General features: G+C 63.4%; 24 protein-coding genes and 3 tRNA genes. 11 read left to right on the forward strand and 16 right to left on the reverse strand.

Going from position 1 to position 24370, the window contains the following annotated elements:
* Positions 1–37: 37 nt before the first annotated feature.
* Positions 38–1444 (reverse strand): phosphomannomutase/phosphoglucomutase, encoded by a 1407-nt coding sequence (locus ACX80O_RS03455; protein WP_459332543.1) that lies wholly within the window; start codon positions 1442–1444, stop codon positions 38–40.
* 119 nt (positions 1445–1563) lie between these two features.
* Here ACX80O_RS03455 and ACX80O_RS03460 point away from each other — a divergent pair, with 119 nt between their 5' ends.
* Positions 1564–3678: a RecQ family ATP-dependent DNA helicase gene (locus ACX80O_RS03460; protein ID WP_459332544.1), complete on the forward strand. Its 2115-nt coding sequence runs from the start codon at positions 1564–1566 to the stop codon at positions 3676–3678.
* A gap of 82 nt (positions 3679–3760) precedes the next feature.
* Here ACX80O_RS03460 and ACX80O_RS03465 read toward each other — a convergent pair.
* Together ACX80O_RS03465 and ACX80O_RS03470 are read right to left on the reverse strand one after the other, a co-directional pair.
* Positions 3761–3848 (reverse strand) — tRNA-Ser (locus ACX80O_RS03465).
* A gap of 64 nt (positions 3849–3912) precedes the next feature.
* Positions 3913–6009 carry a prolyl oligopeptidase family serine peptidase gene (locus tag ACX80O_RS03470; RefSeq protein ID WP_459332545.1) on the reverse strand — a complete coding sequence of 699 codons (2097 nt, stop codon included), beginning with the start codon at positions 6007–6009 and terminating at the stop codon, positions 3913–3915.
* A 43-nt stretch (positions 6010–6052) separates the two neighbouring features.
* On the opposite strand from ACX80O_RS03470, the gene ACX80O_RS03475 reads away from it, so the two are divergent.
* Positions 6053–6211 (forward strand): hypothetical protein, encoded by a 159-nt coding sequence (locus ACX80O_RS03475; protein WP_459305794.1) that lies wholly within the window; start codon positions 6053–6055, stop codon positions 6209–6211.
* Between the two features lie 44 nt (positions 6212–6255).
* Here the strand turns inward: ACX80O_RS03475 and ACX80O_RS03480 are convergent, their stop codons facing one another.
* On the reverse strand, positions 6256–6585 hold the full coding sequence (locus ACX80O_RS03480) for a hypothetical protein (RefSeq protein ID WP_459332546.1): 330 nt from the start codon (positions 6583–6585) through the stop codon (positions 6256–6258).
* Between the two features lie 199 nt (positions 6586–6784).
* Positions 6785–6988: a hypothetical protein gene (locus ACX80O_RS03485; protein ID WP_459332547.1), complete on the reverse strand. Its 204-nt coding sequence runs from the start codon at positions 6986–6988 to the stop codon at positions 6785–6787.
* A 244-nt stretch (positions 6989–7232) separates the two neighbouring features.
* Here ACX80O_RS03485 and ACX80O_RS03490 point away from each other — a divergent pair, with 244 nt between their 5' ends.
* Entirely contained in the window at positions 7233–9161 is a 1929-nt protein-coding gene (locus ACX80O_RS03490; RefSeq protein ID WP_459332548.1) for an FAD/NAD(P)-binding protein, read from the forward strand.
* Between the two features lie 51 nt (positions 9162–9212).
* Here ACX80O_RS03490 and ACX80O_RS03495 read toward each other — a convergent pair whose 3' ends face one another.
* Together ACX80O_RS03495 and ACX80O_RS03500 are read right to left on the reverse strand one after the other, a co-directional pair.
* Entirely contained in the window at positions 9213–12326 is a 3114-nt protein-coding gene (locus ACX80O_RS03495; protein WP_459332549.1) for an ExeM/NucH family extracellular endonuclease, read from the reverse strand.
* A 238-nt stretch (positions 12327–12564) separates the two neighbouring features.
* Positions 12565–12652, reverse strand: a tRNA-Ser gene (locus ACX80O_RS03500).
* Between the two features lie 62 nt (positions 12653–12714).
* On the opposite strand from ACX80O_RS03500, the gene ACX80O_RS03505 reads away from it, so the two are divergent.
* A complete protein-coding gene (locus ACX80O_RS03505; RefSeq protein WP_459332550.1) occupies positions 12715–13698 on the forward strand; it encodes an NAD(P)H-quinone oxidoreductase in 984 nt (327 codons plus the stop codon).
* 23 nt (positions 13699–13721) lie between these two features.
* Here the strand turns inward: ACX80O_RS03505 and ACX80O_RS03510 are convergent, their stop codons facing one another.
* Positions 13722–13874: a hypothetical protein gene (locus ACX80O_RS03510; RefSeq protein ID WP_459332551.1), complete on the reverse strand. Its 153-nt coding sequence runs from the start codon at positions 13872–13874 to the stop codon at positions 13722–13724.
* Positions 13875–14111: 237 nt separating this feature from the next.
* Between ACX80O_RS03510 and ACX80O_RS03515 the strand changes: the two genes are divergently transcribed.
* Together ACX80O_RS03515 and ACX80O_RS03520 are read left to right on the forward strand one after the other, a co-directional pair.
* The gene (locus tag ACX80O_RS03515) at positions 14112–16421 is read left to right on the forward strand and encodes a carbon starvation CstA family protein (protein ID WP_459305785.1); all 2310 of its coding nucleotides are present in this window, start codon (positions 14112–14114) and stop codon (positions 16419–16421) included.
* Positions 16421–16609: a YbdD/YjiX family protein gene (locus ACX80O_RS03520; RefSeq protein WP_459305783.1), complete on the forward strand. Its 189-nt coding sequence runs from the start codon at positions 16421–16423 to the stop codon at positions 16607–16609. Before ACX80O_RS03515 ends, ACX80O_RS03520 begins: the two co-directional genes overlap by 1 nt.
* A gap of 109 nt (positions 16610–16718) precedes the next feature.
* Here the strand turns inward: ACX80O_RS03520 and ACX80O_RS03525 are convergent, their stop codons facing one another.
* A complete protein-coding gene (locus tag ACX80O_RS03525; RefSeq protein WP_459305781.1) occupies positions 16719–17459 on the reverse strand; it encodes a GAF and ANTAR domain-containing protein in 741 nt (246 codons plus the stop codon).
* 391 nt (positions 17460–17850) lie between these two features.
* Here ACX80O_RS03525 and ACX80O_RS03530 point away from each other — a divergent pair, with 391 nt between their 5' ends.
* The 3 genes from ACX80O_RS03530 to ACX80O_RS03540 all read left to right on the forward strand — a co-directional run bounded on the left by ACX80O_RS03530 (position 17851) and on the right by ACX80O_RS03540 (position 19672).
* Positions 17851–18096 carry a hypothetical protein gene (locus ACX80O_RS03530; protein ID WP_459305779.1) on the forward strand — a complete coding sequence of 82 codons (246 nt, stop codon included), beginning with the start codon at positions 17851–17853 and terminating at the stop codon, positions 18094–18096.
* Between the two features lie 185 nt (positions 18097–18281).
* Complete coding sequence (locus ACX80O_RS03535; RefSeq protein ID WP_459332552.1) at positions 18282–18734, forward strand: hypothetical protein; 453 nt, start codon at positions 18282–18284, stop codon at positions 18732–18734.
* A gap of 98 nt (positions 18735–18832) precedes the next feature.
* Positions 18833–19672 carry an aldo/keto reductase gene (locus ACX80O_RS03540; RefSeq protein WP_459332553.1) on the forward strand — a complete coding sequence of 280 codons (840 nt, stop codon included), beginning with the start codon at positions 18833–18835 and terminating at the stop codon, positions 19670–19672.
* Between the two features lie 124 nt (positions 19673–19796).
* On the opposite strand, the gene ACX80O_RS03545 is transcribed toward ACX80O_RS03540, so the two are convergent.
* From ACX80O_RS03545 to ACX80O_RS03565, 5 genes are read right to left on the reverse strand one after another with little or no spacing between them, the layout of a single operon-like run.
* On the reverse strand, positions 19797–19949 hold the full coding sequence (locus tag ACX80O_RS03545; protein ID WP_459332554.1) for a hypothetical protein: 153 nt from the start codon (positions 19947–19949) through the stop codon (positions 19797–19799).
* Positions 19894–20229 (reverse strand): flagellar assembly protein FliW, encoded by a 336-nt coding sequence (gene fliW, locus ACX80O_RS03550; RefSeq protein ID WP_459332555.1) that lies wholly within the window; start codon positions 20227–20229, stop codon positions 19894–19896. The genes ACX80O_RS03545 and fliW overlap by 56 nt, the downstream gene beginning before the upstream one ends.
* Positions 20226–20546: a flagellin gene (locus tag ACX80O_RS03555; protein WP_459332556.1), complete on the reverse strand. Its 321-nt coding sequence runs from the start codon at positions 20544–20546 to the stop codon at positions 20226–20228. Before ACX80O_RS03555 ends, fliW begins: the two co-directional genes overlap by 4 nt.
* Positions 20530–21102, reverse strand: a complete 573-nt coding sequence (gene flgL, locus ACX80O_RS03560; RefSeq protein ID WP_459332557.1) for a flagellar hook-associated protein FlgL — start codon at positions 21100–21102, stop codon at positions 20530–20532. The genes ACX80O_RS03555 and flgL overlap by 17 nt, the downstream gene beginning before the upstream one ends.
* A gap of 5 nt (positions 21103–21107) precedes the next feature.
* The gene (locus ACX80O_RS03565; protein ID WP_459332558.1) at positions 21108–21569 is read right to left on the reverse strand and encodes a flagellar basal body rod C-terminal domain-containing protein; all 462 of its coding nucleotides are present in this window, start codon (positions 21567–21569) and stop codon (positions 21108–21110) included.
* A gap of 37 nt (positions 21570–21606) precedes the next feature.
* Between ACX80O_RS03565 and ACX80O_RS03570 the strand changes: the two genes are divergently transcribed.
* Both ACX80O_RS03570 and ACX80O_RS03575 read left to right on the forward strand, forming a co-directional pair.
* On the forward strand, positions 21607–21966 hold the full coding sequence (locus tag ACX80O_RS03570) for a hypothetical protein (RefSeq protein ID WP_459332559.1): 360 nt from the start codon (positions 21607–21609) through the stop codon (positions 21964–21966).
* A 72-nt stretch (positions 21967–22038) separates the two neighbouring features.
* Complete coding sequence (locus ACX80O_RS03575) at positions 22039–22296, forward strand: carbon storage regulator (protein WP_459332560.1); 258 nt, start codon at positions 22039–22041, stop codon at positions 22294–22296.
* Positions 22297–22383: 87 nt separating this feature from the next.
* On the opposite strand, the gene ACX80O_RS03580 is transcribed toward ACX80O_RS03575, so the two are convergent.
* Entirely contained in the window at positions 22384–23964 is a 1581-nt protein-coding gene (locus ACX80O_RS03580) for an alpha/beta hydrolase domain-containing protein (protein ID WP_459332561.1), read from the reverse strand.
* A 241-nt stretch (positions 23965–24205) separates the two neighbouring features.
* A tRNA-Thr gene (locus ACX80O_RS03585) sits at positions 24206–24281 on the reverse strand.
* Between the last annotated feature and the right edge of the window lie 89 nt (positions 24282–24370).

A 24370-nucleotide genomic window follows, 5' to 3' on the forward strand; every position in this document is an offset into this window, starting at 1 on the left:
CCTGCGCCAGGAACTCCTGGAGGTCCTGCGCCAGGACCTACTGCCGGACCTGCGCCAGGACCTCGTCGGTCAGGGTGCCGAGAATCTGGGGGTCGACTGCTTCAGCATTCAGGCGCAGATAAGGCTCGGTGTTCGACGCGCGGAGGTTGAACCACCATGACCCGTCGTCAGCAGTGAAGGTGAGACCGTCGAGTTCATCGACAGTGACGCCGTCGTTGGCGAATTCCTCGCGGACCCGGGCAACGGCCGCAGGAACGTCGTCCAACCGCGAGTTGATTTCACCCGACGCGAAGTACGGCTCGTAGTCGCGGCCCAGGTCTGACAGCGGCCCGTCCTGCTCACCCAGCGCGGCGAGCACGTGCATGGCAGCCAGCATGCCGGTGTCGGCGTTCCAGAAATCCTTAAAGTAGTAGTGGGCTGAGTGCTCGCCGCCAAAGACGGCGCCTTCCTTAGCCATCACCGCCTTGATGAACGAGTGCCCCACCCGGGTGCGGACGGGGCGCGCACCTAACCGTTCCACCAGTTCGGGCACGGCCCGCGAGGTGATGAGGTTATGAATGATGACCGGTGCGTTCTCACCGGCGGCCTGCGCCCGGGCTATTTCCCGGCGAGCAACCATCCCGGTGACGGCGCTGGGCGACACGGGGTTCCCGAGCTCGTCGATCACGAAACAACGGTCGGCGTCGCCGTCGAAAGCAATCCCGATGTCCGCCTGATTGCTGACCACAGCCGCCTGGAGGTCCCTGAGGTTTTCCGGCTCAAGCGGGTTGGCGGGGTGGTTGGGGAAGGACCCATCGAGCTCGAAGTACAGCTCGATGATGTCCAGGGGAAGCTTGGGGAGCATCGAATCGCCCAGGACCGCGGGAGTGGTGAGGCCACCCATCCCATTGCCGGCGTCGACAACCACCTTGAGGGGACGCGACCCTGACAGCTCCACCAGTGAGCGTAGATACTCGGCGTAGCCACGGAGCACGTCGCGGACCCCGATGGTTCCGGTGCGCTCGCCCGCTGGAATGGATCCCTCATTCAGGTACTGCTCGGCGAGGGTCTGGATTTCCACCAGTCCGGTCTCCGATGACACGGGCACAGCGCCGGGACGGCACATCTTCATCCCGTTGTACTCGGCCGGATTGTGGCTGGCGGTGAAGGTCACCCCCGCCGCGTCGAGGGTACCACTCGCGTAGTACAGCTCGTCGGTCGAGATGAGATCAAGGAGGACGACGTCGGCACCGCGGCGGGTGGCGCCCTGGGCGAAGGCATTGCTGAATTCCGGTGAGGAGGGACGCATGTCGCCGCCTACCAGGACTGTTGTCCCCGCCAGCCCGAGGACGTCGACGAAGGCTGCGCCCACCGCTTCGACGATTTCCGGGGTGATGCTTTCGCCGACGATGCCGCGCACATCGTAGGCCTTGAAGGACGCTGAAAGATCGAAGGATTTACTCACGGAGAGAGTCTAGCCGCTGGCCCCGGTCAGACAAGGCGTGTGGAGGAGCGGATGGGAGGGTTGTCCACATCGGCGGATTCGCCGCCCCACTGTCAGCGTGGACTGCAATACTGGGGCTCATGGTTGATACCACCACACTTCATGATCAGGCAGCGGAGATTTTGCGGACCCTCGTGGGCCGCGACGACGCCGCGTTCCACGACGGCCAGTTCGAGGCGATCGAGGCCCTGGTGAACGGCGGTCGCCGGGCGTTGGTGGTCCAGCGGACCGGGTGGGGGAAGTCGGCCGTCTACTTCGTCGCGAGCCTGCTGCTGCGGTCCCGGGGTGCCGGGCCCACCCTGATCGTGTCCCCGCTGCTCGCCCTGATGCGGGACCAGGTCGCCGCGGCGGCCCGGGCCGGCGTGCGCGCTGAAGCGATCAACTCTGCCAACCAGACCGACTGGCAGGAGATCACCGCCAAACTCGACGACAATTCGGTGGATGTATTGCTGGTCTCCCCCGAGCGGTTGAATAACCCGGCGTTCCGGGAACGCCACCTTCCCGAACTGATCCGGCAGACCGGCCTGCTGGTGATCGATGAAGCCCACTGCATCTCCGACTGGGGCCACGACTTCCGCCCCGACTACCGGCGGCTCCGCGACCTGATCACCCAGCTACCGTCCGGCGTGCCGGTCCTCGCGACCACAGCGACAGCCAACTCCAGGGTGGTGAGCGACGTCGAAGAGCAGTTGGGCACCGACGGCACCGAGGTGTTCACCCTGCGTGGCACCTTGGCACGCGATTCCCTCCGGCTGGGTGTGCTGCGGTTACCCAGCCCGCGCTCGCGGCTGGCGTGGTTGCTGACCCATATCGACGACCTGCCGGGTAGCGGCATCATCTACGCGCTGACCGTCGCGGCGGCCGAGGACACCGCACACCTGTTGCGCGCCAACGGTCACCGGGTGCTTGCCTACACGGGGCGCACCGACCCCGCCGATCGTGAATCGGCTGAAGCGGCGCTGAAGAACAATGAGGTCAAAGCGCTGGTCGCCACCAGTGCGCTGGGCATGGGGTTCGACAAACCGGACCTGGGGTTCGTGGTCCACCTCGGCGCGCCGTCCTCTCCGGTGGCCTATTACCAGCAGGTCGGTCGGGCAGGACGTGGCACACCCAATGCTGATGTGCTGCTGCTTCCCGGGACCGAGGACCGGGAGATCTGGGAGTACTTTGCCACGTCGTCCATGCCCTCGGAGGAGAGGGCGACCCGGGTCCTCGAAGCGCTCGGCTCCGGCGGGATCCTGTCTACGCCCGCTTTGGAGGCGCAGGTCAACCTTAAACGAACTCCGCTGGAGCTGCTGCTGAAGGTCCTCGATGTGGACGGCGCCGTGCGAAAGGTGCAGGGCGGTTGGGAAACCACCGGGGCCCCTTGGGTTTACGACAGCGAACGGTACGGGCGGATCGCCAAAGCCCGGATCGCTGAGCAGAAATCCATGTTGGACTACGAGAACACCTCGCAGTGCCGGATGGAGTACCTCGCCGCGGCACTCGATGACCCAACCGCTGCGCCCTGCGGGCGATGCGATAACTGCGCTGGCCAGTGGTACTCGGATGAGGTGGCCCACGACGCTTCCGACAGCGCCCAGAAGGCCCTGAGCAAGGTGGGCGTGGAGTTGGACCCGCGGGGCCAATGGCCCAGCGGCATGGACAAACTTGGCGTACCCGTCAAGGGGCGCATCCCGGCCAGCCAGGCGAACGGGGCGGGCCGTGCGCTGGCCAGGCTCACCGACCTCGGCTGGGGTAACCAGCTGAGGGAACTGCTGGCTGACACGGCCGAGGACCAGCCGCTCGGCCCGTTGGTGATCGAAGCGTGCATCTCGGTGCTGGTGCAGTGGGGCTGGGACACCCGTCCAGTAGCCGTGGTCAGCGTGCCATCCCGACGACGGCCGCTGCTGGTGCAGTCACTGGCCGAAGGGCTCGCCAGCGTGGGCCGGATTCCCTACCTCGGGGCTTTGCAGACGCCGCACGGCTGGCCGACGGGAGCCCCGGGCGGCAACAGTGCGTTTCGCCTCACAGCCGTCTGGGACCGGTTCGCAGTGCCCGACGAGGGAAGGGAATGGTTCGCCGCCAACCCCGGCCCGGTGCTGCTGGTCGATGACCTCGCAGACAGCCGGTGGACAATCACGGTGGCGGGCAAGGCGTTGCGCGACGGCGGAGCGCAGGAAGTGTTGCCGTTTGTGCTGGGCCTGAAAGCCTGAGCGCTTGTGCCAGGGTGAGGGTAACGCGGACAAAAACAGACACCCCGGTTCGATCAAGAACCGGGGTGTCTGGTAAATAACGCGGAGACGGGGGGATTTGAACCCCCGGTAGGCTTTAGGCCCACACTTCATTAGCAGTGAAGCCCATTCGGCCGCTCTGGCACGTCTCCAGCGGCTATTACTAGCCACCCAAGGCTACCTGTAAGGAGCGGGCAAGAGCAAAACCACCTGCGGTCACAGGCCGCCGGTTAACGCCTTCCAGACAAACTCCTGGGACATGACGTGCATGCGCGCTGCCTGCCGGTTGTCGGATGCCCCCGCATGACCGCCCTCCAGGGCCTCGTGAAACCACACATTGCCGATCCCGAGGGCCTTCATCCGGGCTGCCATCTTCCGGGCCTGCACCGGACCCACCCGGTCGTCGCTGGTTGCCGTCCAGATCAGGGTCCGGGGGTAGTCGACCCCCGAACGCAGCTGATGGTACGGCGAGAAGGTCTGCACGTACTCCCACTCCTCAGGCTTGTCGGGGTCGCCGTACTCGGCGATCCACGAGTAGCCGGCCGAGAGTTTGGTGTACCGGCGCATGTCGAGCAACGGGACACCACAGGAGATGGCGCCGAACAGGTGCGGGTAGTGGGTGAGCATGTTGCCCACCAGCAGCCCGCCGTTGCTGCGCCCGGTGCAGCCGAGCAGCTCCGGCCGGGTGACCCCGCGTGTCACCAGGTCCGCGGCGATCGCCGCGAAGTCCTCATAGGCACGGTGCCGGTTGGCGTGCAGTGCTGCCCGGTGCCAGGCTGGACCGTACTCGCCGCCGCCCCTGATATTCGCCAGCACGTACACGCCGTGCCTGCCGGCGTCAGTGGTCCGCTCCAGCCAGCCCCGGCCGATGACTCCCGAGTAGGCGGGGGTCATTGCGTGCTCGAACCCGCCGTAGCCAGATAGCAGGGTGGGATTCCCGCCGTCGAGCGCCAGATCCGCCGCCGCGACCTGGAAGTACGGGACCCTCGTCCCGTCCTTGGACACTGCGAAGTGCTGCTCAACAGTGAACCGGTCGTCATTGAAGAACGACGGCGACGCTTTCACCTGGGTGTGCGTCCCGCCCACGGTCCCGCGCAGCAGGGTCGTCGGGGTCAGGAACCCGCTGGCCAGGAGCCAGTAGTCGTTCGCGGCGTCGTCGTCCTCATCGTCCACGGCAAACGCGTCGACCGAGTGCAGCGGCGGGCAGGCGTCGAGCGTCTCCACCCGCCACTGCCTGGACGGTTCCAGAACCCGGATCTCGGAGGACACATCGTTAAGGAGGTTGATCAGCAGGTAATCCCTCGTCCAACTCCAGGACTGCAGCGAGGTTCGCGTATCGGGGCGGAACAGCGTGGTCAGCGATCGGCTTCCCGCCAGGAAGGAGTCAAGGTCAATGCCGAGCAACGACCCGGCGGTGAACACCGTGCCGTCCACGGCCCAGTCGGTGCGCGGACGCAGGGTCAGCCACTGCCGGTGGATCGAGACGTTGACGTCGTCGGGGACGTCCAGCTGGACCCACGCATTGTCACGGCGCAGGTGCGTGCGGCTGGAGTAGAAGTCGATGGTATCGACGGCGATGTCCCGCTCGAAACCGGGCGTCTGGTCCCGCATCACCACCGCCATCATGTGATCGTCGGGGATCTCGAAGTAGAGTTCGGCGTCAGCCAACGACGACTCTCCCCGGCGCACTGTGCGCACCGTCCGAGGGTAGGAACTGGACGTGATCGATCCCGGGCCGAAATCGGTGGCCACATGGAGGGCATCGGGCCCGGCCCAGCTGATCCGGCTCTTGGCGGCCGGAATGTCGAAACCGCCTGCAACGAAGGTCCGGGAGGCGACGTCGAACTCCCGGAACCGCCGGGCGTCACCACCATCGGGGGAGAGCGCGATCAGGGCATGCGTGTACGGTTCGCCATCGGTGGGACGCAGGAACATTGCCCCGCCCCACACCCACTCGATCCCCTCGTCAGAGCTGAGCCCATCAAGGTCCAGCAGTACGTCCCACTCAGTGTGCGCCGAGTTGTAGCTGTCCCACCCGGTCCGACGCCACAGTCCCTTCGGATGAGCCTCATCGCGCCAGAAATTGTAGAAGTGCTCACCCCGTTTGGAAACCATCGGGATGCGGTCAGTGGAATCGAGAACCTCGAGAACGTCCCGCTCCCTGTGCTTGAATTTGCCGGTGATGAGCAGCCGCTCGGTGACGGCATTCTCGGCACGAACCCACTCGAGGGACGAATCGCTGTAAATGTCCTCAAGCCAGAGGAACTCGTCGTCGGGGGTCGCGCCGTGGTGCTGGTCTGTGATGGAGGTCATAATTCCATCCTAGGCACGCCCGTCTGGGCTGCCGAACCAGCCAGTGACGATCGCTAACGAGGATCTGAACTTCTGGAACTACAACGGTCCCATGACCGGTGTCCGCAACTCGCGCACAGTCGAATGTGCACCACTCGCCGACGCCGACGCCGCGCACATCGGATTCGAGGCCGAGTCCGCAGTAATCACCGTGGTGGTCTGACCGTGTGGCCGTGCGCCCCGAAAGAGTTCGCGCGCCCAGATAGTTCAGCAGAGCTTGAATCCAAGAGCAGCGGCTTTCGCTATGAGGACGTAGATCAGTCCTTCGTTGGGACCACAGCGAGGACCGAACCATCCCCACACACAGCGGAACAGCGCCCAAATGGTGATGGCGAAGAACACGGCGACTGCGACGATCTTCCACCAGGGAATATTGTCAACCATCCCCCGGTCATTGCCGGCCCGCACCCCGGCTAGCTCTTTGAGCTTCGCGGCTATGTGGTCGATGAGGGCAAGCGGGTCTCCGGACCTGGCCGCCCCCAAAAGCCTCGTCGAGTTGCACAATGATCCGTTCGATATCCTCGGGTTTGAGTTCAAGGTTGGAAAGCTCCCGTCGGATACCTTCGTCGAAGGCCGTGGCGCGTTGCTCCAACAACGTGGTGTCGTATTTCTGTCCACGTTCTGCCAGTGACTCGACATTGCGGCGAAAATCGCTGATTGCGCCACTCGCCACGTCCAGGTATTCAAGCCCGGCTCGCTGGAATGTCGCCAGCGCGGTCTCAATATCGTCATCGTTCTAAGGCTGGCGAGCCGCCCGGCTCCGCTCAGCCTTATAGACGGCCATCTCGGCCCTGCCAAAGCTGGCGACCGCACTGTCAAGCGCGAAGAGCCCCTCTCGCAGTGGAGCTTCCTCCAGGCTCGGGAACGCCTGGTACAGAAGGCTGCCCGACGACAGGTAGTACTGAACATTGTCTTGCTCGCGTGAAAGCATGAGAACCATCCCCGTATTATGTTGGGTCTACTGGAGGCACCAACGTAGTTCCAAGGCTGTTGCTGGGACGTTACCGTGGCCTTGCAGGAGCGTGGATCACCGACGTGAAAGCACGATCGCCGTGACGTCAGTGAAGTACTCACGAGTTTCTACCAAAGATCAGAGCGCCGCAGGGACCTCCGAACCAGCCTAAAGGTTCGGCTACGGTCAGGCCGGTTCCTTCCTGCACCAACCCACCGGATACCCTTAGCTGATGCACACGGGTCGTAACCAACGGGTAGCTGTAGTGGGTGCGGGCCCCCGCGGCACCTCAGTGCTGGAACGGCTCATCTCCCAATGGGTGGCAGCCCCGGCCGGTCAGCGCCGTCCCCTGCACATCCACCTGATTGACCCTGAACGTCCCGGCCCTGGCCACGTCTGGCGACCCGGCCAGTCGAGGCTCTTCCTGATGAACACGCCGTCTTTCTTCCCCACGGTGGTCCCCGTCGGGGCGAGTGCCGACGGACTGGCTCCATCGGTGGTCGATCATTCGTTCGATGAGTGGCGGGTCGCGATGACTGACCAGCCCGCCGCGTCCCTTTCCAGCGCCGATCACCATGAACTGAAGCGGCTCGGCAGCTCAGACTTTCCCAGCCGCGTGTTGTATGGCAGGTACCTGGAATGGACCTACCAGCAACTCATGGACCGCTGCCCGGCCGACGTCAGCGTTACCCACCATCCCACCGAAGCGCTGGCGCTCACGACGGCGCAGCCGAACTACCGGTTGAACCTGGGCGACGGTTCAGAGCTTACGGTGGACGCCGTCGTCCTGGCCCTGGGGCATGTACCGGCGCAGCTCAGCCCAGAACAGGTCGCACTCCGTGACGGTGCGGGTCGGTACAGTCTCGCCTACTGGCCGCCGGCCGTCCCCGCCGACATCGACTGGAACAGGCTTCCGGCGACGAAGCCGGTCCTCATTCGGGGGTTGGGCCTGAACTTTTTCGACGTCATGATTCAGCTGACCGAGGGCCGCGGAGGGCGCTTCGTCCCCGACGACGACGGGAGGCTGGCGTATCAACTGTCCGGCCGGGAGCCCAGGATCGTTGCGGCGTCCCGGCGGGGCGTGCCGTACCGGGCAAAAGCGCAGCTGGACAGTTACCTGCCGCGAAGCGTGTCCTTGAGCTACTGCACGCTGCCGGCACTGCAGTCATTTGCCGAGCAGGGAATCCAGCCGGGCTTCGACCACGATATTTGGCCGCTCCTGCACCGTGACGTGATGACCGCGTATTACACCACCCTGGCCAGGGTGTCGGGGGCACGAATCCTGGCCGACCCGGCCGGATTCCTCCGTCGGCTCCACACGGCCATTGCCGTCAGCGGTCCGGAATGGGCGGCGGCGCTCGCGACGCTGCTGAACGCCGAGGTGCCAGCAGAGCTTCACCTCAATGTTGAAGGACTTGGCCACCCATTTGCTGGCCGCCGGTTCGTCACCGCCTTCGACTATCAAGACGCGGTGCTGGAGTATCTCGATGAGGATGTCGCCGAGTCCGCTCGGGGCGAGGACAGCCCGCTGAAGATGGCGATTGGTGCGATGAACGCCGGCCGAACCGTGATCAAGCAGGTGGTGGCCGACGGCGGGCTGACCGATCAGTCGTGGATGAGGGAGCTTCGCGGCTGGTTCGAGCCTCTGGTGGAGGGGTTGGCCAGCGGGCCGCCGTCGATCAGGATCGCGCAGCTGGCTGCCCTGGCACGCGCCGGTGTGGTGCAGTTCGTGGGCCCTAACCCCACATTCGTGGTTGATGAGGACACCGAGCGGTTTGAGGCATCCTCGCCGTGGGTGCAGAGCACCGCGGTCTCAGCCAGCCACCTGGTGGATGCGATGATGCCGCCCAACCGGGCCGTGAACACCAAATCCCCACTGCTGAGGCAACTGCTCGACGACGGGCTGGTCCGCCCCAGAATGATGATGGCTGCCGACGGCGTGCCGGTCAGCTCAGCCGGACTGGACGTCACGCATCCCCCCTACCGTGCCATCGACGGCTCCGGCCGCCCCCAGCCCCGCCTCTATGTGCTGGGCCTGCAACTCGCTTCCACCCAATGGGGGATAGCGATCGCCGCGCAGGCGCATTCACCGGTCGACGCCGGTGGGCGGACGCTCCGCGACGCCGACGACATCGCCGCAGCGATCCTGGCCGGTAGTTAACCGAAACGGCGGACCCCCGAAGGCGCCCGCCGTCGGTCTTCCTAGGTTGGACTAGAGACCTTCTGCATACCTGCCGCAGGTTCCGATTTCGTCGTCGAACCGGTTGACGAAGGCTGCCATCGCGTCGCGGGCCACGGGGGTGACGGGACGGTAGGTGCCATCGCCCCAGCCTTCGGAGATGCCGGTGTCCTTCAGCCAGGAGATTTCCTTCTCGAACATCATGCCCTCAGGCACATCTGTGAAGGGTCCACCGTTCGGGTTTACGAAGCTCACCGCATCCGCGTTGAGGCAGACCTCTGTGGCGAGGCGCATCATGAAGGCTGCCATCGCGTCCCTGTTCACCGGGGTGACTGGGCGGAAGGTTCGGGTGCCGTCGGCTTCGGGCCAGCCAGTTGATAGACCGGTTTGATGCATCCACATGATCGCGTCGAAGTGCTCGATCCGGTCTGCTTCATCGGCGGGGAACGCGATGTCGCTGAAGGGTGACTCGTCCGGTAGTTCGAAGTCTGGTTCTCCGGCGAGGCGGTAGAGGAACGCGGCCATCGCGTCGCGGTTGATGTTCGCTAGTGGACGGTACGTCCGGGTGCCGTCGGCTTCCAGCCAACCGGTGGAGAGGCCGTTCCCGGCCATCCACTCGATGTGGTCCTGGTGTTCGTTACCAGCGATGTCACTGAACTCAATGGCCTCGTCCAGATCCAGACCGACGATCACCGGGTCGTGATCGCTGGCACGGTATTGGTCGGCTGTGTAGTAGTTCACCGGCGTGTAGTTGAACCGGCTGTATTCAAAGGCCAGTGATTCGACGGCGTTAATGTTCCAGATGTCGACGCCGGTCACAGTGGCGGCGGCTTCGGGGGAGGCGAGGATGTGGTCGAGCGACCCGGACTGTCCACGAAAGACGTAGGAGTATTTATCTGTCTCGACGCCCTGGTTGGTGTACCCGGCCTCGTAGAACACCTGCATGGGGTCTTCGGCCGTATAGGAGTTGAAGTCACCGGTCAGGAAAACCTTCTCGGTACCTGCTTCGCTCTGCATGGTGTCGGCGAAGTCGACAAGAGCGGTTGCCTGCTCGACGCGGTCGGGGTTTGACGCCCCTTGCCCGTCGCCCTGGTCTGCGTTCTCCCCGGAGCCGGAGCCCTTCGACTTGAAGTGGTTCACAATGGCGAGGAATTTCGTTGACTCGTCCCCGTCTGCGGCCTGGAAGGCCTGGGCCAGCGGCTTGCGGGCGTTGGAGAACGCGACGTCGTCGTCGAGGATGACCGAGTCGCCCACTGTCTCGACCGCAGCGGTCTTGTAGATGAAGGCGTTGCGGATCACGTCCTCATTGGCAGGAATTTCGGCGGGGGAAGGGACAAAGTCCCAGACGCCCGGCTCGACTTCGTTCAGCGCGGCGGTCAGGGTGGCGAGGGCCTCGTCGCGGTCCTTGCCGAACGCCGCCGAGTTCTCGATTTCTTCAAGCGAGACCATGTCGGCGTCGAGGTTGGTCAGCGCGTCGACAATCTTGGCTTCCTGCCGCTCAAAGCTGTCGGTGTTGGCAGCACCACGAGCGTCGCAGCCACCCCGGACCGTGATGGGGTTGCCCGCGCGGTCGTTGAAATACGTGCAACCGGTCAGCTCATCGCCGGTGGTGCTGAAGTAGTTCAGGACGTTGAACGAGGCGATCTTGATGTCACCGCCCACATCAATGGGGGTGGCTGGTCGCTCGCCAGCGAAGGTGACTGGTTGCACTTCGGCGGCATTCGCTGCCGTCAGGTGAGTGAGCGGTTGGAAGCGCCACACGCCGAAGTCAAAGTCAACGATGACATCGGAGGTGAAGGTTGCTGATCCGTTGACCCGGACCGGATCCTCAAGGGTCAGGTACGGCAGGGCCTGGTCGGTGTTCTGGACGAAGTCCACCGTGGCGCCGTCGTCGAGGGTAACCCCGTGTGCTTTGTTGTCGGCCTGTACAGCGGCGTTCTCCTCAGTGCCAGGGGGAGCAATTTCGGTGGGCTGGACCAGGGCTTCGGTGCCGAAGGCCAGGTCGATCTCGCCGTACCGGTTGAGGTCATAGTTGTCAGAGACGGTGAAGTCGCCGGTTGGTCGGACGAGCATGCTCTCTAGAACTTCACGCCCTGCCTCGGTGGCGGGCCACAGCGTAATGAGGGACTTGACTTCCTCGGCTGGCTCTGTGAGCACCGTGGCGGCGCCGGCTACCACTTCAATCTGGGTGACGCCGAAGTTTTCTCCGACCTGACCGGTGACCTCGACATGGTCACCGATTGCGATGTCGGCGATGGTCCCCGGGGAGTAGATGAAGATGCCGTCGGAGGCGGTGCGCGCTTCCGACGTTGAAAGGCCAGTGCCTTCGGTCTGGATGACGTAGCCGTCAATGCCGCCGGTGGGGTAGGCAGCGGTGACTACACCCCGGGTTGTGACGGTGTCTCCTGCGAGTGGGGAGGCGTCTCCGGTGCCCTGGATTTCAGCGATTGGGACTACTGCGCCAGCAACCGGGGGGTCGGGGTCCGGTTCTGGCTCAACGCTGCCGGTTTCGCCGTCGGCGTTGGTCGGAGTCACAGCCTCGCTGAGGGTGAAGTCGGCGGAGTTGTCGTCGGTGTCGACGAAGTCGGTGCGGTTCAAGGAGCGGGGATCGGCGTTGCTGGCCGGTTTGGTCGCGACAGCGGTCTCGAATGTGTTTGAGGATCCATACCCCAGCAGATCCTCCACGGCCGGGTTGTCGCCAATCGAACCGGTGGCCAGCGGATCGATTGCTGTGGCCTCGTTCGAGAGAATGAGCGTGCCGCCGCCGTCAGCGAAACTGGCGCCGATAGTGGCATCCGTGCCGGGAAGCGCAACTCCGTTGTCAGCATTGCTGGAGCCGCCAACAAGATAGTGGCCGTTTGCCGGAACGGTTCCAGTGAGTGTTGACACTCCAGTCGGCGCATTGGAACTGCCGGCTGCACGGTACTGGAGCGACCAACCGTTGACGTCGACCGGCTGATCGGTGGTGTTGTGGAGTTCGACAAACTTGTTCAGATACGGGGCGTTCGCGCTTCCCCCGTTGACGTAGGCCTCATTGATGACAACACCGTTCGGCGCCGCAAAGGCAGGTAGCGCAGCGATTGGTGAAGCGAGTAGCCCCACTGTGATCACGGCGCCAAGCCCGCCCTTCCATGACGAATGTTTCATCCGCTAGTTCTCCTTGGCTTTTGGCTGCTGTCAGCCGCGAGTGAGACCGCCCGAAGGGTAAAGCACAGACCGTTATGGCCCAAGATCCTGGTAATTGTGAGCCAGATAACTTTTGGGTCGGTATTGAGCCAACCAGACAATAGTGAACGAGAGATTACGTAAAGTGAAGGGGCCAGGAGTTTACGGTAAACAAAAAGTTGGCCCCGGTAACTACCGGGGCCAACTTTTCTATAACGAGCGGAAGGTAAGAGATTCGAACTCTTGGTACGGGGTTACCGCACACTGGTTTTCAAGACCAGCTCCATCGGCCGCTCGGACAACCTTCCCAAGTGAGTAGTGTTTCACGTAGCTTCCAGTTCAACCAAAAACCATCCCAGCGGAGGACCTTGTGAAAGCAGTAGTCATCACCCGACCAGGTGGGCCGGACGTGCTCGCGGTGTCGCAGGCGGCAGCACCGGTGCGGGTGCAGGGGGAGGTGCTGATCGACGTCGTCGCGGCTGGGCTGAACCGTGCCGATGTGCAGCAGCGTGAGGGAAACTACCCTCCGCCGGCGGGTGCCTCCGAGTACCCGGGATTGGAAGTCTCGGGGCGGATAGCCGACCCTGGCGAGTCAGGTCTTGCCGTGGGCGATGAAGTGGTGGCGCTCCTTTCGGGCGGAGGCTATGCGGAACAGGTGGCGGTGCCGGCGGGTCAGGTCCTTCCCGCACCAACGGGAGTTGACCTTGTCACTGCTGCCGCGTTGCCGGAGGTGGCCGCAACCGTTTATTCGAATCTTTTCCTCTCCGCGCGTCTTCAGCCGGGGGAACGGGTGCTCATTCACGGCGGTTCAGGCGGTATTGGCACCATGGCCATCCAGTTGGCCCTGGCACTTGGGGCCGTCCCGATCGTCACTGCAGGTTCCGCGGCGAAGCTTGAGGTTGCCCGGAGCCTCGGCGCCGTCGCATGCATCAATTATCGGGAGCAGGATTTCGTCGCCGAGGTGACCGCCGCGACGTCGGGCATGGGCGTGGACGTGATTCTCGACGTCGTCGGGGCCAAGTACCTGGCGCAGAACGTGGCTGCGCTCGCCGTCGGGGGGCGCCTGGTGGTCATCGGGTTGCAGGGTGGCGCGAAGGCAGAACTGAATCTCGGCGCGCTGATGACCAAACGCGCGTCGGTGGCCGGCACCACGCTGCGCGGCCGCCCGGTGGCTGAGAAGTCCGCCATCATGGCGGCGGTCCGGGACAACGTTTGGCCGCTGGTCGCATCGGGGGCGGTGAAGGCTTTGGTGGACCGGACCTTCCCGCTCGAGGACGCGGCGGCAGCGCACCGCTACTTCGACTCCGGCGAGCACACCGGGAAGATCCTCCTCACGGTCAATCCCTCCCACTGATCGGCGTCCGGCAACAGGATGGTCTAGACAATCCCGTTGACGGTAGCACGGTTGTACGAGCTGGTCGTGCCGTGGCCGCAACTGGGCGCGATCCTGGTTCTGGTTCCGATCCTCGGGACGGTCACGGCGTGGTTGTTTACCAGGGCAAGGCTGCCGATGACGCGAAGGGCACTCATTCAATAACTTCCTCTACCGCCCTCTGCTCCCACTGGCCGGCGTCCGTCAAGGGGATAGTCCGGACAATCCCATTGACGGGGCCGAGTCATGGGGATTCCCGGCGTGCGCACCGCCCTTGGGCGCAAAATAGCACCCGCCTGCCGACTGGTCGGCGTCGTCGGTGGCTACACTATGGCGTAACGGCCATCACATTGCTAACTTCGGCAGGTTCAGACACTCAAATCTAAGGGAGCACCATGAGTGAGCAGCATAATAGTCCCGGACGCGTGGGGCATCACCCGGTCGACGGTGACCACGAGGACGCTGACGTCCTGGTGCAGGATCCTGATCTTCCACCCACGGCCCTCGACCCGGCACTAGCCGAGGCCGAGGACGGCCGTTGGACCCCAGCCAAGATTGCCCTCTGGGTAGGTATCGCCCTCCTCGGCGGGTTCAGCTGGACCATGCTGGCGATAGTGCGGGGCGAAACTGTCAACGCCATCTGGTTTGTCTTCGCCGCAGTATGCACATACTTCATCGCCTACCGGTTCTACTCGAAGTTCATCGAGCGCAACCTCCTCAAGCCCGACGATCGCCGGGCAACCCCTGCCGAGTACAAGGCGGACGGCAAGGACTACGCGGCGACAGACCGCAGGGTGCTCTACGGACACCACTTCGCCGCCATCGCGGGCGCCGGCCCGCTCGTCGGCCCGGTCCTCGCAGCCCAGATGGGCTACCTCCCGGGAACACTGTGGATCATCTTTGGCGTCATCGCCGCCGGCGCCGTCCAGGACTACCTGGTTATGTTTTTCTCGATGCGCCGCGGAGGTCGCTCCCTTGGGCAGATGGCCCGCGAAGAGCTCGGACTGATTGGCGGCACCGCTGCCCTGATCGCGACTCTCGCCATCATGATCATCATTGTCGCCATCCTCGCGCTGGTGGTTGTCAACGCCCTCGGCGAAAGCCCCTGGGGCGTCTTCTCCGTTGCGATGACCATCCCCATTGCGCTCTTCATGGGTGTCTACCTCCGGTTCATCCGCCCGGGCAAGGTCACCGAAGTGTCGGTCATCGGCTTTGTGCTGCTGATGGCTGCAATCATCGCCGGCGGCTGGATCGGCGAAACCGAGTGGGGCGTCGCCATCTTCGGCCTCGACCGCGTGGCCATCGCCTGGGGCATCATCATCTACGGTTTCATCGCCGCTGTGCTCCCGGTCTGGCTCCTGCTCGCACCCCGCGACTACCTCTCAACCTTCATGAAGATCGGCACCATCGTGATGCTGGCGGTCGCCATCATCATCACCCGCCCTGAAATCAGCGTCCCCGCGGTCAGCGAATTCGCCAGCCGCTCCGACGGACCGGTTGTCCCAGGTACGCTCTTCCCCTTCCTGTTTGTCACCATCGCCTGCGGCGCGCTCTCCGGCTTCCACGCGTTGATCGCCTCCGGGACCACCCCGAAAATGATCCAGAAGGAACGCCAGACCCGCTTCATCGGGTACGGCGGCATGCTGATGGAATCCTTCGTCGCGATCATGGCTCTCGTCGCCGCCCTGTCGATCGACCGTGGCATCTACTTTGCGATGAACTCCTCGATGGCTGCCACCGGCGGAACCATCGAGGGTGCCGTCGCCTTCGTCAACGGACTGGGACTGGCAGGGGTAAACCTCACCCCCGAGGTATTGAGTCAGCTGGCCAACAACGTGGGCGAGGAATCCATTGTGTCCCGCACGGGTGGCGCACCGACGCTGGCCGTCGGTATCGCTCAAATTATGCAGTCCTTCATCGGCGGCTCTGGCATGATGGCGTTCTGGTACCACTTCGCCATCATGTTTGAGGCCCTGTTCATCCTCACCGCCGTCGACGCCGGAACCCGGGTTGCCCGGTTCATGCTGCAGGACAGCATTGGTAACTTCATCCCCAAGTTCCGCGACACCTCCTGGCGGACCGGAGCCTGGATTTGCACGGCCATCATGGTGGCCGGCTGGGGGGCGATCCTGATCATGGGGGTCACTGACCCGTTGGGCGGAATCAACACACTGTTCCCGCTCTTCGGTATCGCCAACCAACTGCTGGCGGCGATCGCGCTCGCCGTGTGTATGGCAATCTGCGCCCGGAAGGGAGCTTTCAAGTTCCTCTGGATCCCGGCGCTCCCGTTGGCCTTCGCAGCGGTGGTAACCATCTCGGCGTCGTTCCTGAAGATCTTCTCGCCGGTGCCCTCCGTAGGTTACTGGGCGAACCACTTCGCGTTCCGCAACGCGCTTGCAGCCGGCGAAGAAAGTTTCGGTGCCGCGCAGTCAGTGGCCGCGATGGAAGCTGTAGTCCGCAACACCTTCATCCAGGGCGTGCTGTCGATCGTGTTCGTCACGCTCGCACTGATCGTGATCACGACGGCGATCGTCGCCTCGGTCAAGGCATACCGCAACGGAGGTGGGCCAAACACCGAAGACAAGGCAGTTCCTTCACGGATCTACGCACCGTCCGGGATGCTTGCGACCCCTGCCGAGAAAGACCTGGAGAAGCAGTGGGCAGCACTTCCTGCTGAAAAGTTGCCGGCACGGACCGGTCACTGATGAGTGTTCTGGAGCGGGCCCGGCAGGCCGTGTGGTTGTTCAAGGGAGTGATGGGTGAGAATGCCTACCAGTCCTACCTCGACCACCACGCGGCTACCCACAACGCGGAACCTCCGATGACCGAAAAGGCGTTCTGGCGGGACAAAACCGACCGGCAGGAAGCCAATCCGGAGGGCCGCTGCTGCTAAGCCCGGCCTACCAGACATGAGTGCCCACTACCAGGGGTTGTTCGCTGAGCATCAACGTTTATGCTCAGCGAACAGGACCAGCTAGTGGGCATTTGTGTTTAATGACGGGCTATTTGTCGAAGTGCGTGGTGGTGGGTGCCTGGTTTGCCGAGGCGACCACGGCGCTGGCGACGTCGCGCAGTTTGATGTTGCGGGCACTGGATGCCGCCTTCAAGATCTCCACTGCCTCATCCTGGGAACACCGGTTCTGAGCCATGATGATTCCCGCAGCGAGGTCAATCACGGTGCGGGACTGCATGGCAGCCTCCAGATGCTTGCTGGCGTCGCTGAGCTGGGCCATCCGGACCGCTAACCGCAGCGACTTGGAAGCTTCGAGGGCAAAAGCCTCTGCTGCGGCCACAGCGCCGTCGTCGAACGCGTGGGAAACCGTCGAATAGAAATCGAGCCCGGCTCGCGCTTCGCCGCCCAACGGAACCGGAATTCCGAGCGCTGAGCGGATGCCGTGTTCGGCGACGGCGTCTCGGTACTCGGGAAATCTTGTGTCGGCGGGAATATTCTGCACATGAATCGTGACGTTCTCGCGAGCCGCCCGCAGACACGGACCGTCATCGAAGGCGTACTGGATCTCATCAGTCTTGCGGGCCAGCTCGCTACTGCTGGCGACCGTTCCCATGGTGCGGGGGCGGAGCAGGGTAAGACCACAAAGCACCTCGCCGGCGGCCTGTGAGGTGAGAGTGGTCGCCGCCAGTTGGGTTAGTCCGGTCAGAAACGTGCTCACATCATCGCTGTCCATCACCATGTCCAGCAAAACGTTATGAACATGCGATTCGACCCGCCGGGTTTCTGACATATCATCCTCCGCTTCCGGGCGTCGCTATCGCCCTTGTCCCTGAAGGATTCAACTGTAATCGGTGTGAGCGCCAAATGTGGTTGACCTACCTGATGGGTGGACGGCGCGATAGGGTCCGGATGAGATATAGTCGTAGTCAGGTTGAGCAGACGGCCGCGGGAACTTCTCCTTTAGAGCAGGATTTTGATGGCCCACGCTGCGCGGATTGCCCCTCTGGGCTCCGGCTACAACACCAACACTCGTCCGCACCGCGTTCATTCATCGCGCGCCCCGCGTTTCGGCAACTACGTGCCGGTAGACATGGCCCTGCCCCGGAAAGCTGGTGCCTCGCCTGGCTCCCCTTGTTGTACTCTCAGCATCTCCTCGATCCAAGCCATTCTGGAAGGACCCCATGAGCAACACCACACGGCATTCTCCTGATCAGCCGTTCCCGGAAGACCTGACACAGCTGGAAAGTACTGAGGTTGAACTTCTCAACAGTAGGATCCATCGCGAGCTTGACTTCGAGTATGTGCGGTACGGTATGCCCGATCCGGAAACCGAGGGACGTCTCGAAGAGCTCACCGAAGAACTCGACCGCCGTGAGCAACAGGTGTCCCCGGCGGAGCAGCTGCCCATGGAACGCATCGGCGAGTAGCCGGTGTCGCTGGTAGGCGGCGACCCGGGTGACCCGCTGGGGGACTACCCGGGCCGCCGGACGCGTCTACCGTGAGACGATAATCCCATGAGTGAATATCGGGGTCCTGGTTACCCGGACGCCACTCCCCCTGACCATCCCCCACGGGTTGACGTGCTGGCCGACGTCCCTGGCGTCTAGCCACGATGGGATTTTTCACTGCGGCCCGCCAAGGGCGCAAGGACGACGCGGAGCTGGGCACCGGCGTCTGGCGGCGGGCACACGACCGTTTCCGGCGTGGGCTGGACCGCTATCATCAGATCCTGGAAGGCGTGAGCGACGATGACGTCTACAACCAGCTTGCGGTCCTCGCTAACGAACTGGGGCCGCTGCTGGAGCGCGTTCGCGTGATTTGTGTGGCTGCGCAGGCGTTATCGCCGAGTACGGGGATGGAGATCCCCGGCGCCCTCACCCCAGTGCACCGAGCTCTGTCGAGAGCGGGCAACTCTCTCGCGACGACCGCGGAAGCCGCCGCGATGGCACGGCTCGACGGCGAACGGTGGGGACTGGCGTCCGCCGGCCTGGAAAATGTGCGGCGGCGGGCCGAACTGGTGGAAGAGGATATCGCCGAGGCCGAGCGCCAGTTGGCGTCCACCTAGTCATTTTCGCCGATGAAAAGTGAATCGATGAAATAATTCGGCGTTTGTGGCAGTTCACTTAACGACATCGCATTTAGTGAACACGGCGAAAGGCATTTATGACTACCTCACCGAATCTTACGTTCCATGACGGCGCCACCATTCCCCAGCTGGGCTACGGAGTGTGGCAGGTTGACGACGCGACAGCGGAGGACGTCGTCGGGCGCGCTTTCAAGGCCGGTTACCGCCACATTGACACCGCGGCTGCCTATCAGAATGAAGCGGGTGTAGGCCGCGCCATCGCTGCTTCCGGTCTCGACCGCAGCGAGCTTTTCATCACCACGAAGCTGTGGAACGCCGATCAGGGATACGAAAGTACCCTGAAGGCCTTCGATACCTCGATGGAGAAGCTGGGTCTGGAGAAGCTCGACCTGTACCTGATCCACTGGTTGCAGCCCAAGCAGGGCAAGTATCTTAACACCTGGAAGGCTCTGATCGAGCTGCAGAAGCAGGGTCGGGTGACGTCCATCGGGGTTTCAAACTTCACTGTTGAGGCGCTCCAGGAGGTCATCGACGCCACCGGTGTTGTCCCAGTGATCAACCAGGTGGAGACACACCCGTTCTTCAACCAGGCTGAGCTGAAGGCGTTCCATCAGAAGAAGGGCATTCTGCACGAGTCCTGGTCACCGCTTGGCTCAGGCAAGGGTCTTCTCGAGGATCCAGCCCTCGTGGAGATCGCGTCCAAACACGATGCCACCCCGGCGCAGGTCGTCCTCGCCTGGCACCTCGCCGTCGGCAACGTGGTGATCCCGAAGTCAGTCACTGAGTCTCGGATCGTCGAGAACTGGAACGCCCTCGACGTGACCCTCGACAGCAGTGACGTTGACGCGATCAACGCACTCGATAAGGGTGCCGACGGGCGTATTGGTGCGGATCCGGCGACTGCCGACTTCGCCTAACCGCCAAAAGCGCTAGCCGGGCGCGCCCCGGTGATCAATCTGGACATCGGTGGGGGAAATTTCCCTCACCGATGTCCAGGTTGACGCGGGTCTGTCCGGATTGCTCACCGGGACGGCCCCGGTTTCAGAAGGTGAGGCCGTTGGACCTACTTGGCATGGCGACGCCGGCTTGATGTTGGGCGTAGTCGGCCAGTTCTGCCCGAACGGGCCACTCGCCCCGCTCAAGGATGACCTGAGTGCACCGCCCCGTTGCCGGGTTGACCAGAATCGGTGCCAACAGGTTTACCGTAGTGCCATTTTCGCCCGGGGTTCGCGACCACCAGAAGAGTAAGAGGATCAGTTTCCGGCAGGTCCAGCGCATCAACGTGCGACGACGAGACGGCCGGGTGATAGCTCGGCAGGTACACGGCGGCGTCGAGCACGAACAGCCGCAATGATGCGTTCCCGCTGGCCTGCAGCGCATACAGCCCATCGGCGCCGTCGATCTCATCCAGCGAAAAGTCAACAAGCGGGTCGAGTCCAGGCGGGGGAGTAGTGAATGTCAGTGCCGGGCTCACCGCAGGAAATCCATGAGGGTGGGCTGGAGCACGCGCGCCGTCACCGCGAGCCCCGATTGGTAGGTGACCACCTGCAGCTTCATCTCAAGGATGACCGCCGCCAGGTCGACATCTTCCACTCGGGAACGCTGCGTTTCGAGCGATACTGACTTATCCACGTTGACCTCCTGGGATTGCAGGATCTGGGCGTGACGGGTGCCAGCTTCGGCACGATGTGTGCGGACCGCCGCGAGCGTCGTGTCCAACGCCCCAAGGTTGCGGGTCACCTCCGCGCCCGACCGCAGGTCGGCTTCAATGGTATCAACCAGCTTGAACACGGAGGCGTCCCCGGTGCCGAAGACCGCCGCGCCATCCATGTCCACACGCACCGTCACCCCGGCGTCGATCCGGCGGGACCACCGGGCTGCCACCGGTGTGATCCAGTGCATCGGTGAACGCCACCCTGGCATCCGAGTTGCCCGCGTAAATGGTGCGGCCCTGGTGCTTGGTGTTGGCCTGAGTGAGCAACTGATCCCGCAGCGCTGCTACCTCAATGGCCAGTGCCTTGCGGCCCGATGCCGACAGGGACCCATTGCCGCCCTGCACCGTGAGGTCGCGAACCTTGTCGAGGGTGGCGCTCGCAGCGCTCAGGGAGGCGTCGACGGCCGTCAGCCCCCCGTCGCCGTCGGCAATGTTCCGGCTATACTGGTCGACGGCGCGCAATTCCGCCCGAACACGCAGCGACTCCGCAGCCGCGGCCGGATCGTCCGACGCCCTGGTGAACGCCTTCCGCCCCGAGGCCTGGTCCTGCAGTTCGGCCAGCCGTGCGAGGTTGGTCTGCAGGTTGCGCTGATCGCTCTGCATCATGGTCTGGTTGGTGACACGGGTGATCATTTGGATTACCTTCCCACTACGCCAGTGCGGTTGATCAGGGTGTCGAGCATCTCGTCGATCGCGGCGATAACCCGTGCCGCCCCCTGGTAAGCGTGTTGGTAGGCGAGGAGATTGAGGTTCTCCTCGTCCATGTCCACGGACGCGTTGGACAGTTGGCGACCAGTGGACGCCGACGCCGCCAGGTCGGCGAGGACAGCCGTTTGCAGCGCGGCCTTCGTTTCGAGACCGAGTTGAGTCACAAATCCCGCCCAGCTGACATCGGGGGAATCCGCTGCCGCGCCGAGCTGGGAGATGGCGTCGGCGTTGGCGCCATTGAGCCCCCCGCCGCCGGGAGTGCCAGCGGCAATCCCCGACTCGTCGACCGGGACCACAGTCAGGTTGCGCGCGGCTGGGTCGCCGCCGATGGCGAAGAAGTCGAGTCCGGTGGTGCCGCCGGTGGTGGCACCCTGCGAGTGAATCGCGTTCACTCTCGCCGCCAGGGACGTGGCGAAGTCGTCGTAGAACGTGGCCGCCTCCGCGAGGGCACCGCGGGTGGCGGCAGCGGCGTTGCGGGCCGGAGGAGTTGAGGGCGGCTTCCCGGTGTTCGCGGCCGTCGGGCTGGATGGTGCACGCCCGGGCGCTGACTGGGCCGGAAGCGTTGCGACGATTGCCGGGCTCGGCGCCGATCAGATCTGGATTGTGGTCGACGTGGGACGCAAGCCGATGGACACGGCCGTGTGGGTGGCCGAGATGACGCGGGAGTTGCCCGTCACCGCAGTGGCGGTGGTCGGGGCGGCAGCGACGTCGTCGCCGGAGAGCGTGAACCTGCTGGGCATCCCGGTGGGCTGGGTGGACGGGCGGCGGGCCACCTCGCCGGTGCTGTGAAGACTGTGGCTGCGAGCGCCGGACCGGGGCCCGGTCCCGAAGGACACCCGATGGCTGGGATAGAGTAAGCGGGTGCTGGTGCTTACACGCAAAATTGGGGAACAGATCCTGATCGGGGACGACATTGTTGTCACCGTGCTCGATTCCCGCGGCGAAGGCATCAGGATCGGCATTGACGCACCGCGCGGCGTGAAGATCCAACGGGAAGAAGTGCTGCGCGCCGTCGTAGAGGCCAACCTCGCTGCCGTCCAACCCGATCCCGAGGCCGAGGCGCGGATCAAAGCCTTATTGGGGATCCCTGCGCCGCCTGCGACGCCCGAACTTACCTAGCGCTCCAAGACCTCCCAGGTTGTTGCTGCTGCGTGTAGTCCCATGAACTACACGCAACAGCAACAACCACCCGGATTCTGCTCCGGGTTAGGGAATGTCTGCCTTGGCGGCGTCCTTGCGGAGTGACCGGGCGTCCTCGTCAGTCAGGAAGCGCTGATCCGCCAATCCCCTGACATTCTCCTTGACCGCTTTCACATAGGACCCATGATTTGGGTACAGATTGTCAATGGTTGCTTGGTTGAACGGGCGTTCGTATCCTGCAATGAAGCAGAAGGAAGCTCCCGTCGCGGTGCCGAACCACGTGCTCGTCGGCACATCAAGGAAGGGGGAGCGCAACCCACCTTGCACGTTGCCAAATTCATCAAGGACAGGTGCGCCGTCCTTTACCAGGATCGGTGCTGCCCGCGGCGGAGCAATGTCCTCCCGCACCCATAAATCAAGGTTCTGTAAGGCCGCGTTGAAGAAAATGGAACTCGGGAAGCGGCTGCGCGGTCCCTCGTTGCAATTCATCGGGGGGACTGTTCGCCCTGCGGCCACGATGTCCTCGGAAGATGCAGAGAAAAACAGTTCATCCGGTGTGGCGTGCCCGGCCCCCGCCATCTCGTAGTGCCTGTAGCGGTCGCCCGGCGCGTCGCTGTCTGGCCGACGTGAGCCGATGCCCCGAAGGTAGTCGGACTGGGACATCATCCGGATGATTGGAACGCGGACGTTTTGAAACTGACGGCGCGGGTCATTCGCCCCGGGCGCGCTTTCGCACTGGTTCATGGGGTAGGCGCCGGCGAAGGCGCCACCGGCCACGCCAACAATGTATCCGTCATAGATCGGGGCCCCGTCCGTCTCAATGACGTGGGGCTGCACCCCATTAATGTAGTTCGCCAGATAGCCGCCGGTCTGCGAGTAGCCAAGTCCGTAGGCTTTTTCGACGAGACCATATTCGTTCCCGTAGGTCAAGGGGTTCGAGGAGGCATCACTTTTCAACCATGCGCCCACCTGGCTGTAAATGTCCCAGATCAAGCCGTTTTCGGTTGTTCTTGAACTATCCGCAGCTACCGTGGTGCAGTTTCGAGGGTCATCCAGTGGAAGAGGATTTGCGAAGGACAAGGAACTGTAGCGTCCGGCATCGAAATTCTTGAGAGCGTCAACGGAGATCGGTTTGGCAGTGATTCCCACCCAGGCATCCCCGTTGTTCACGATTTGCTCGTGGGCTACCGCCCACCCGATGTTCAGATCGAACAGATTTGACGGGTTGAGCATCTCAACGACGACGTTGCCGCTGAAATGTTTGCCTTCAGCGGGTTTCCGGACGAGAACCCGGGTTGCGTACGGGGCGTCCTCGGTGCGGACGATGGCAGGTCCCGGAGCCGGCCAGGAATAGACGTTGGCGTTGCCGCTCGCGAGATACTCTTCTTCCACATAGCCTTGCTTCGACAAGTCTTCCGGGACGAGTTGGTGATCCGCTGCCCCAAAGGGATACGACTCCTCGGTTGTGGACAGCTGCGTTACGTCCGGTATCGGTGTGACTCGCTCGCCAACGGGTAAGGGCGCAGCATGATTCCCTTTGCCTGAGCCATCGCCGTCCTTGGCTTGAGCCGGCATCGTTCCCGCCCCCACCACTCCAATGGTCAGCGACAGGGAAAGCGCCACTGAAACGCTCGTAAATTTCTTCACGAAGACTCCTTTGTGTTCGTTCAGGTTCTGATGGATGTCAGGGCTGATTGCACGCTGATCCCCTAAGGGTAGGAAACCTGCTTGCTTCGAGCAAGCATCCTGAACATGTGTGCACCATGATCGGGAAATCCCCAGACTGGAGTTCCGGCGATAATCGCGGTCAGTGGGGTATGGGTCCAGACTCTTCCCGATATGACGGTCACCGCAAGCTCTCAGCTCGTCCTGGTAGCGGCCTTCAAAGTGGAGCCTCCTGCCAGAGTCGAACTGGCGACCTTCTCATTACGAGTGAGACGCTCTACCGACTGAGCTAAGGAGGCTGAAGCTTCACGGGACACGCGTCAGCGCGGCCCAATCCACAAGCGTCAACTCTATAAGAGCTGCCGTGTGCAGGTCAAAAGCGCCCCAC

The sequence above is a fragment of the Arthrobacter glycogeni genome, assembly GCF_054511155.1.

Excerpts from the sequence above, each read along its gene's own strand:
- ACX80O_RS03485 (WP_459332547.1), bottom strand. The coding sequence starts at position 6,988 with ATGGTTCTCATGCTTTCACGCGAGCAAGACAATGTTCAGTACTACCTG.
- ACX80O_RS03470 (WP_459332545.1), bottom strand. The coding sequence starts at position 6,009 with ATGACCTCCATCACAGACCAGCACCACGGCGCGACCCCCGACGACGAG.
- ACX80O_RS03515 (WP_459305785.1), top strand. The coding sequence starts at position 14,112 with ATGAGTGAGCAGCATAATAGTCCCGGACGCGTGGGGCATCACCCGGTC.
- flgL (WP_459332557.1), bottom strand. The coding sequence starts at position 21,102 with ATGATCACCCGTGTCACCAACCAGACCATGATGCAGAGCGATCAGCGC.
- ACX80O_RS03525 (WP_459305781.1), bottom strand. The coding sequence starts at position 17,459 with ATGTCAGAAACCCGGCGGGTCGAATCGCATGTTCATAACGTTTTGCTG.
- ACX80O_RS03495 (WP_459332549.1), bottom strand. The coding sequence starts at position 12,326 with ATGAAACATTCGTCATGGAAGGGCGGGCTTGGCGCCGTGATCACAGTG.
- ACX80O_RS03530 (WP_459305779.1), top strand. The coding sequence starts at position 17,851 with ATGAGCAACACCACACGGCATTCTCCTGATCAGCCGTTCCCGGAAGAC.
- ACX80O_RS03520 (WP_459305783.1), top strand. The coding sequence starts at position 16,421 with ATGAGTGTTCTGGAGCGGGCCCGGCAGGCCGTGTGGTTGTTCAAGGGA.
- ACX80O_RS03535 (WP_459332552.1), top strand. The coding sequence starts at position 18,282 with ATGGGATTTTTCACTGCGGCCCGCCAAGGGCGCAAGGACGACGCGGAG.
- ACX80O_RS03540 (WP_459332553.1), top strand. The coding sequence starts at position 18,833 with ATGACTACCTCACCGAATCTTACGTTCCATGACGGCGCCACCATTCCC.
- ACX80O_RS03510 (WP_459332551.1), bottom strand. The coding sequence starts at position 13,874 with ATGAGTGCCCTTCGCGTCATCGGCAGCCTTGCCCTGGTAAACAACCAC.
- ACX80O_RS03490 (WP_459332548.1), top strand. The coding sequence starts at position 7,233 with ATGCACACGGGTCGTAACCAACGGGTAGCTGTAGTGGGTGCGGGCCCC.
- ACX80O_RS03460 (WP_459332544.1), top strand. The coding sequence starts at position 1,564 with ATGGTTGATACCACCACACTTCATGATCAGGCAGCGGAGATTTTGCGG.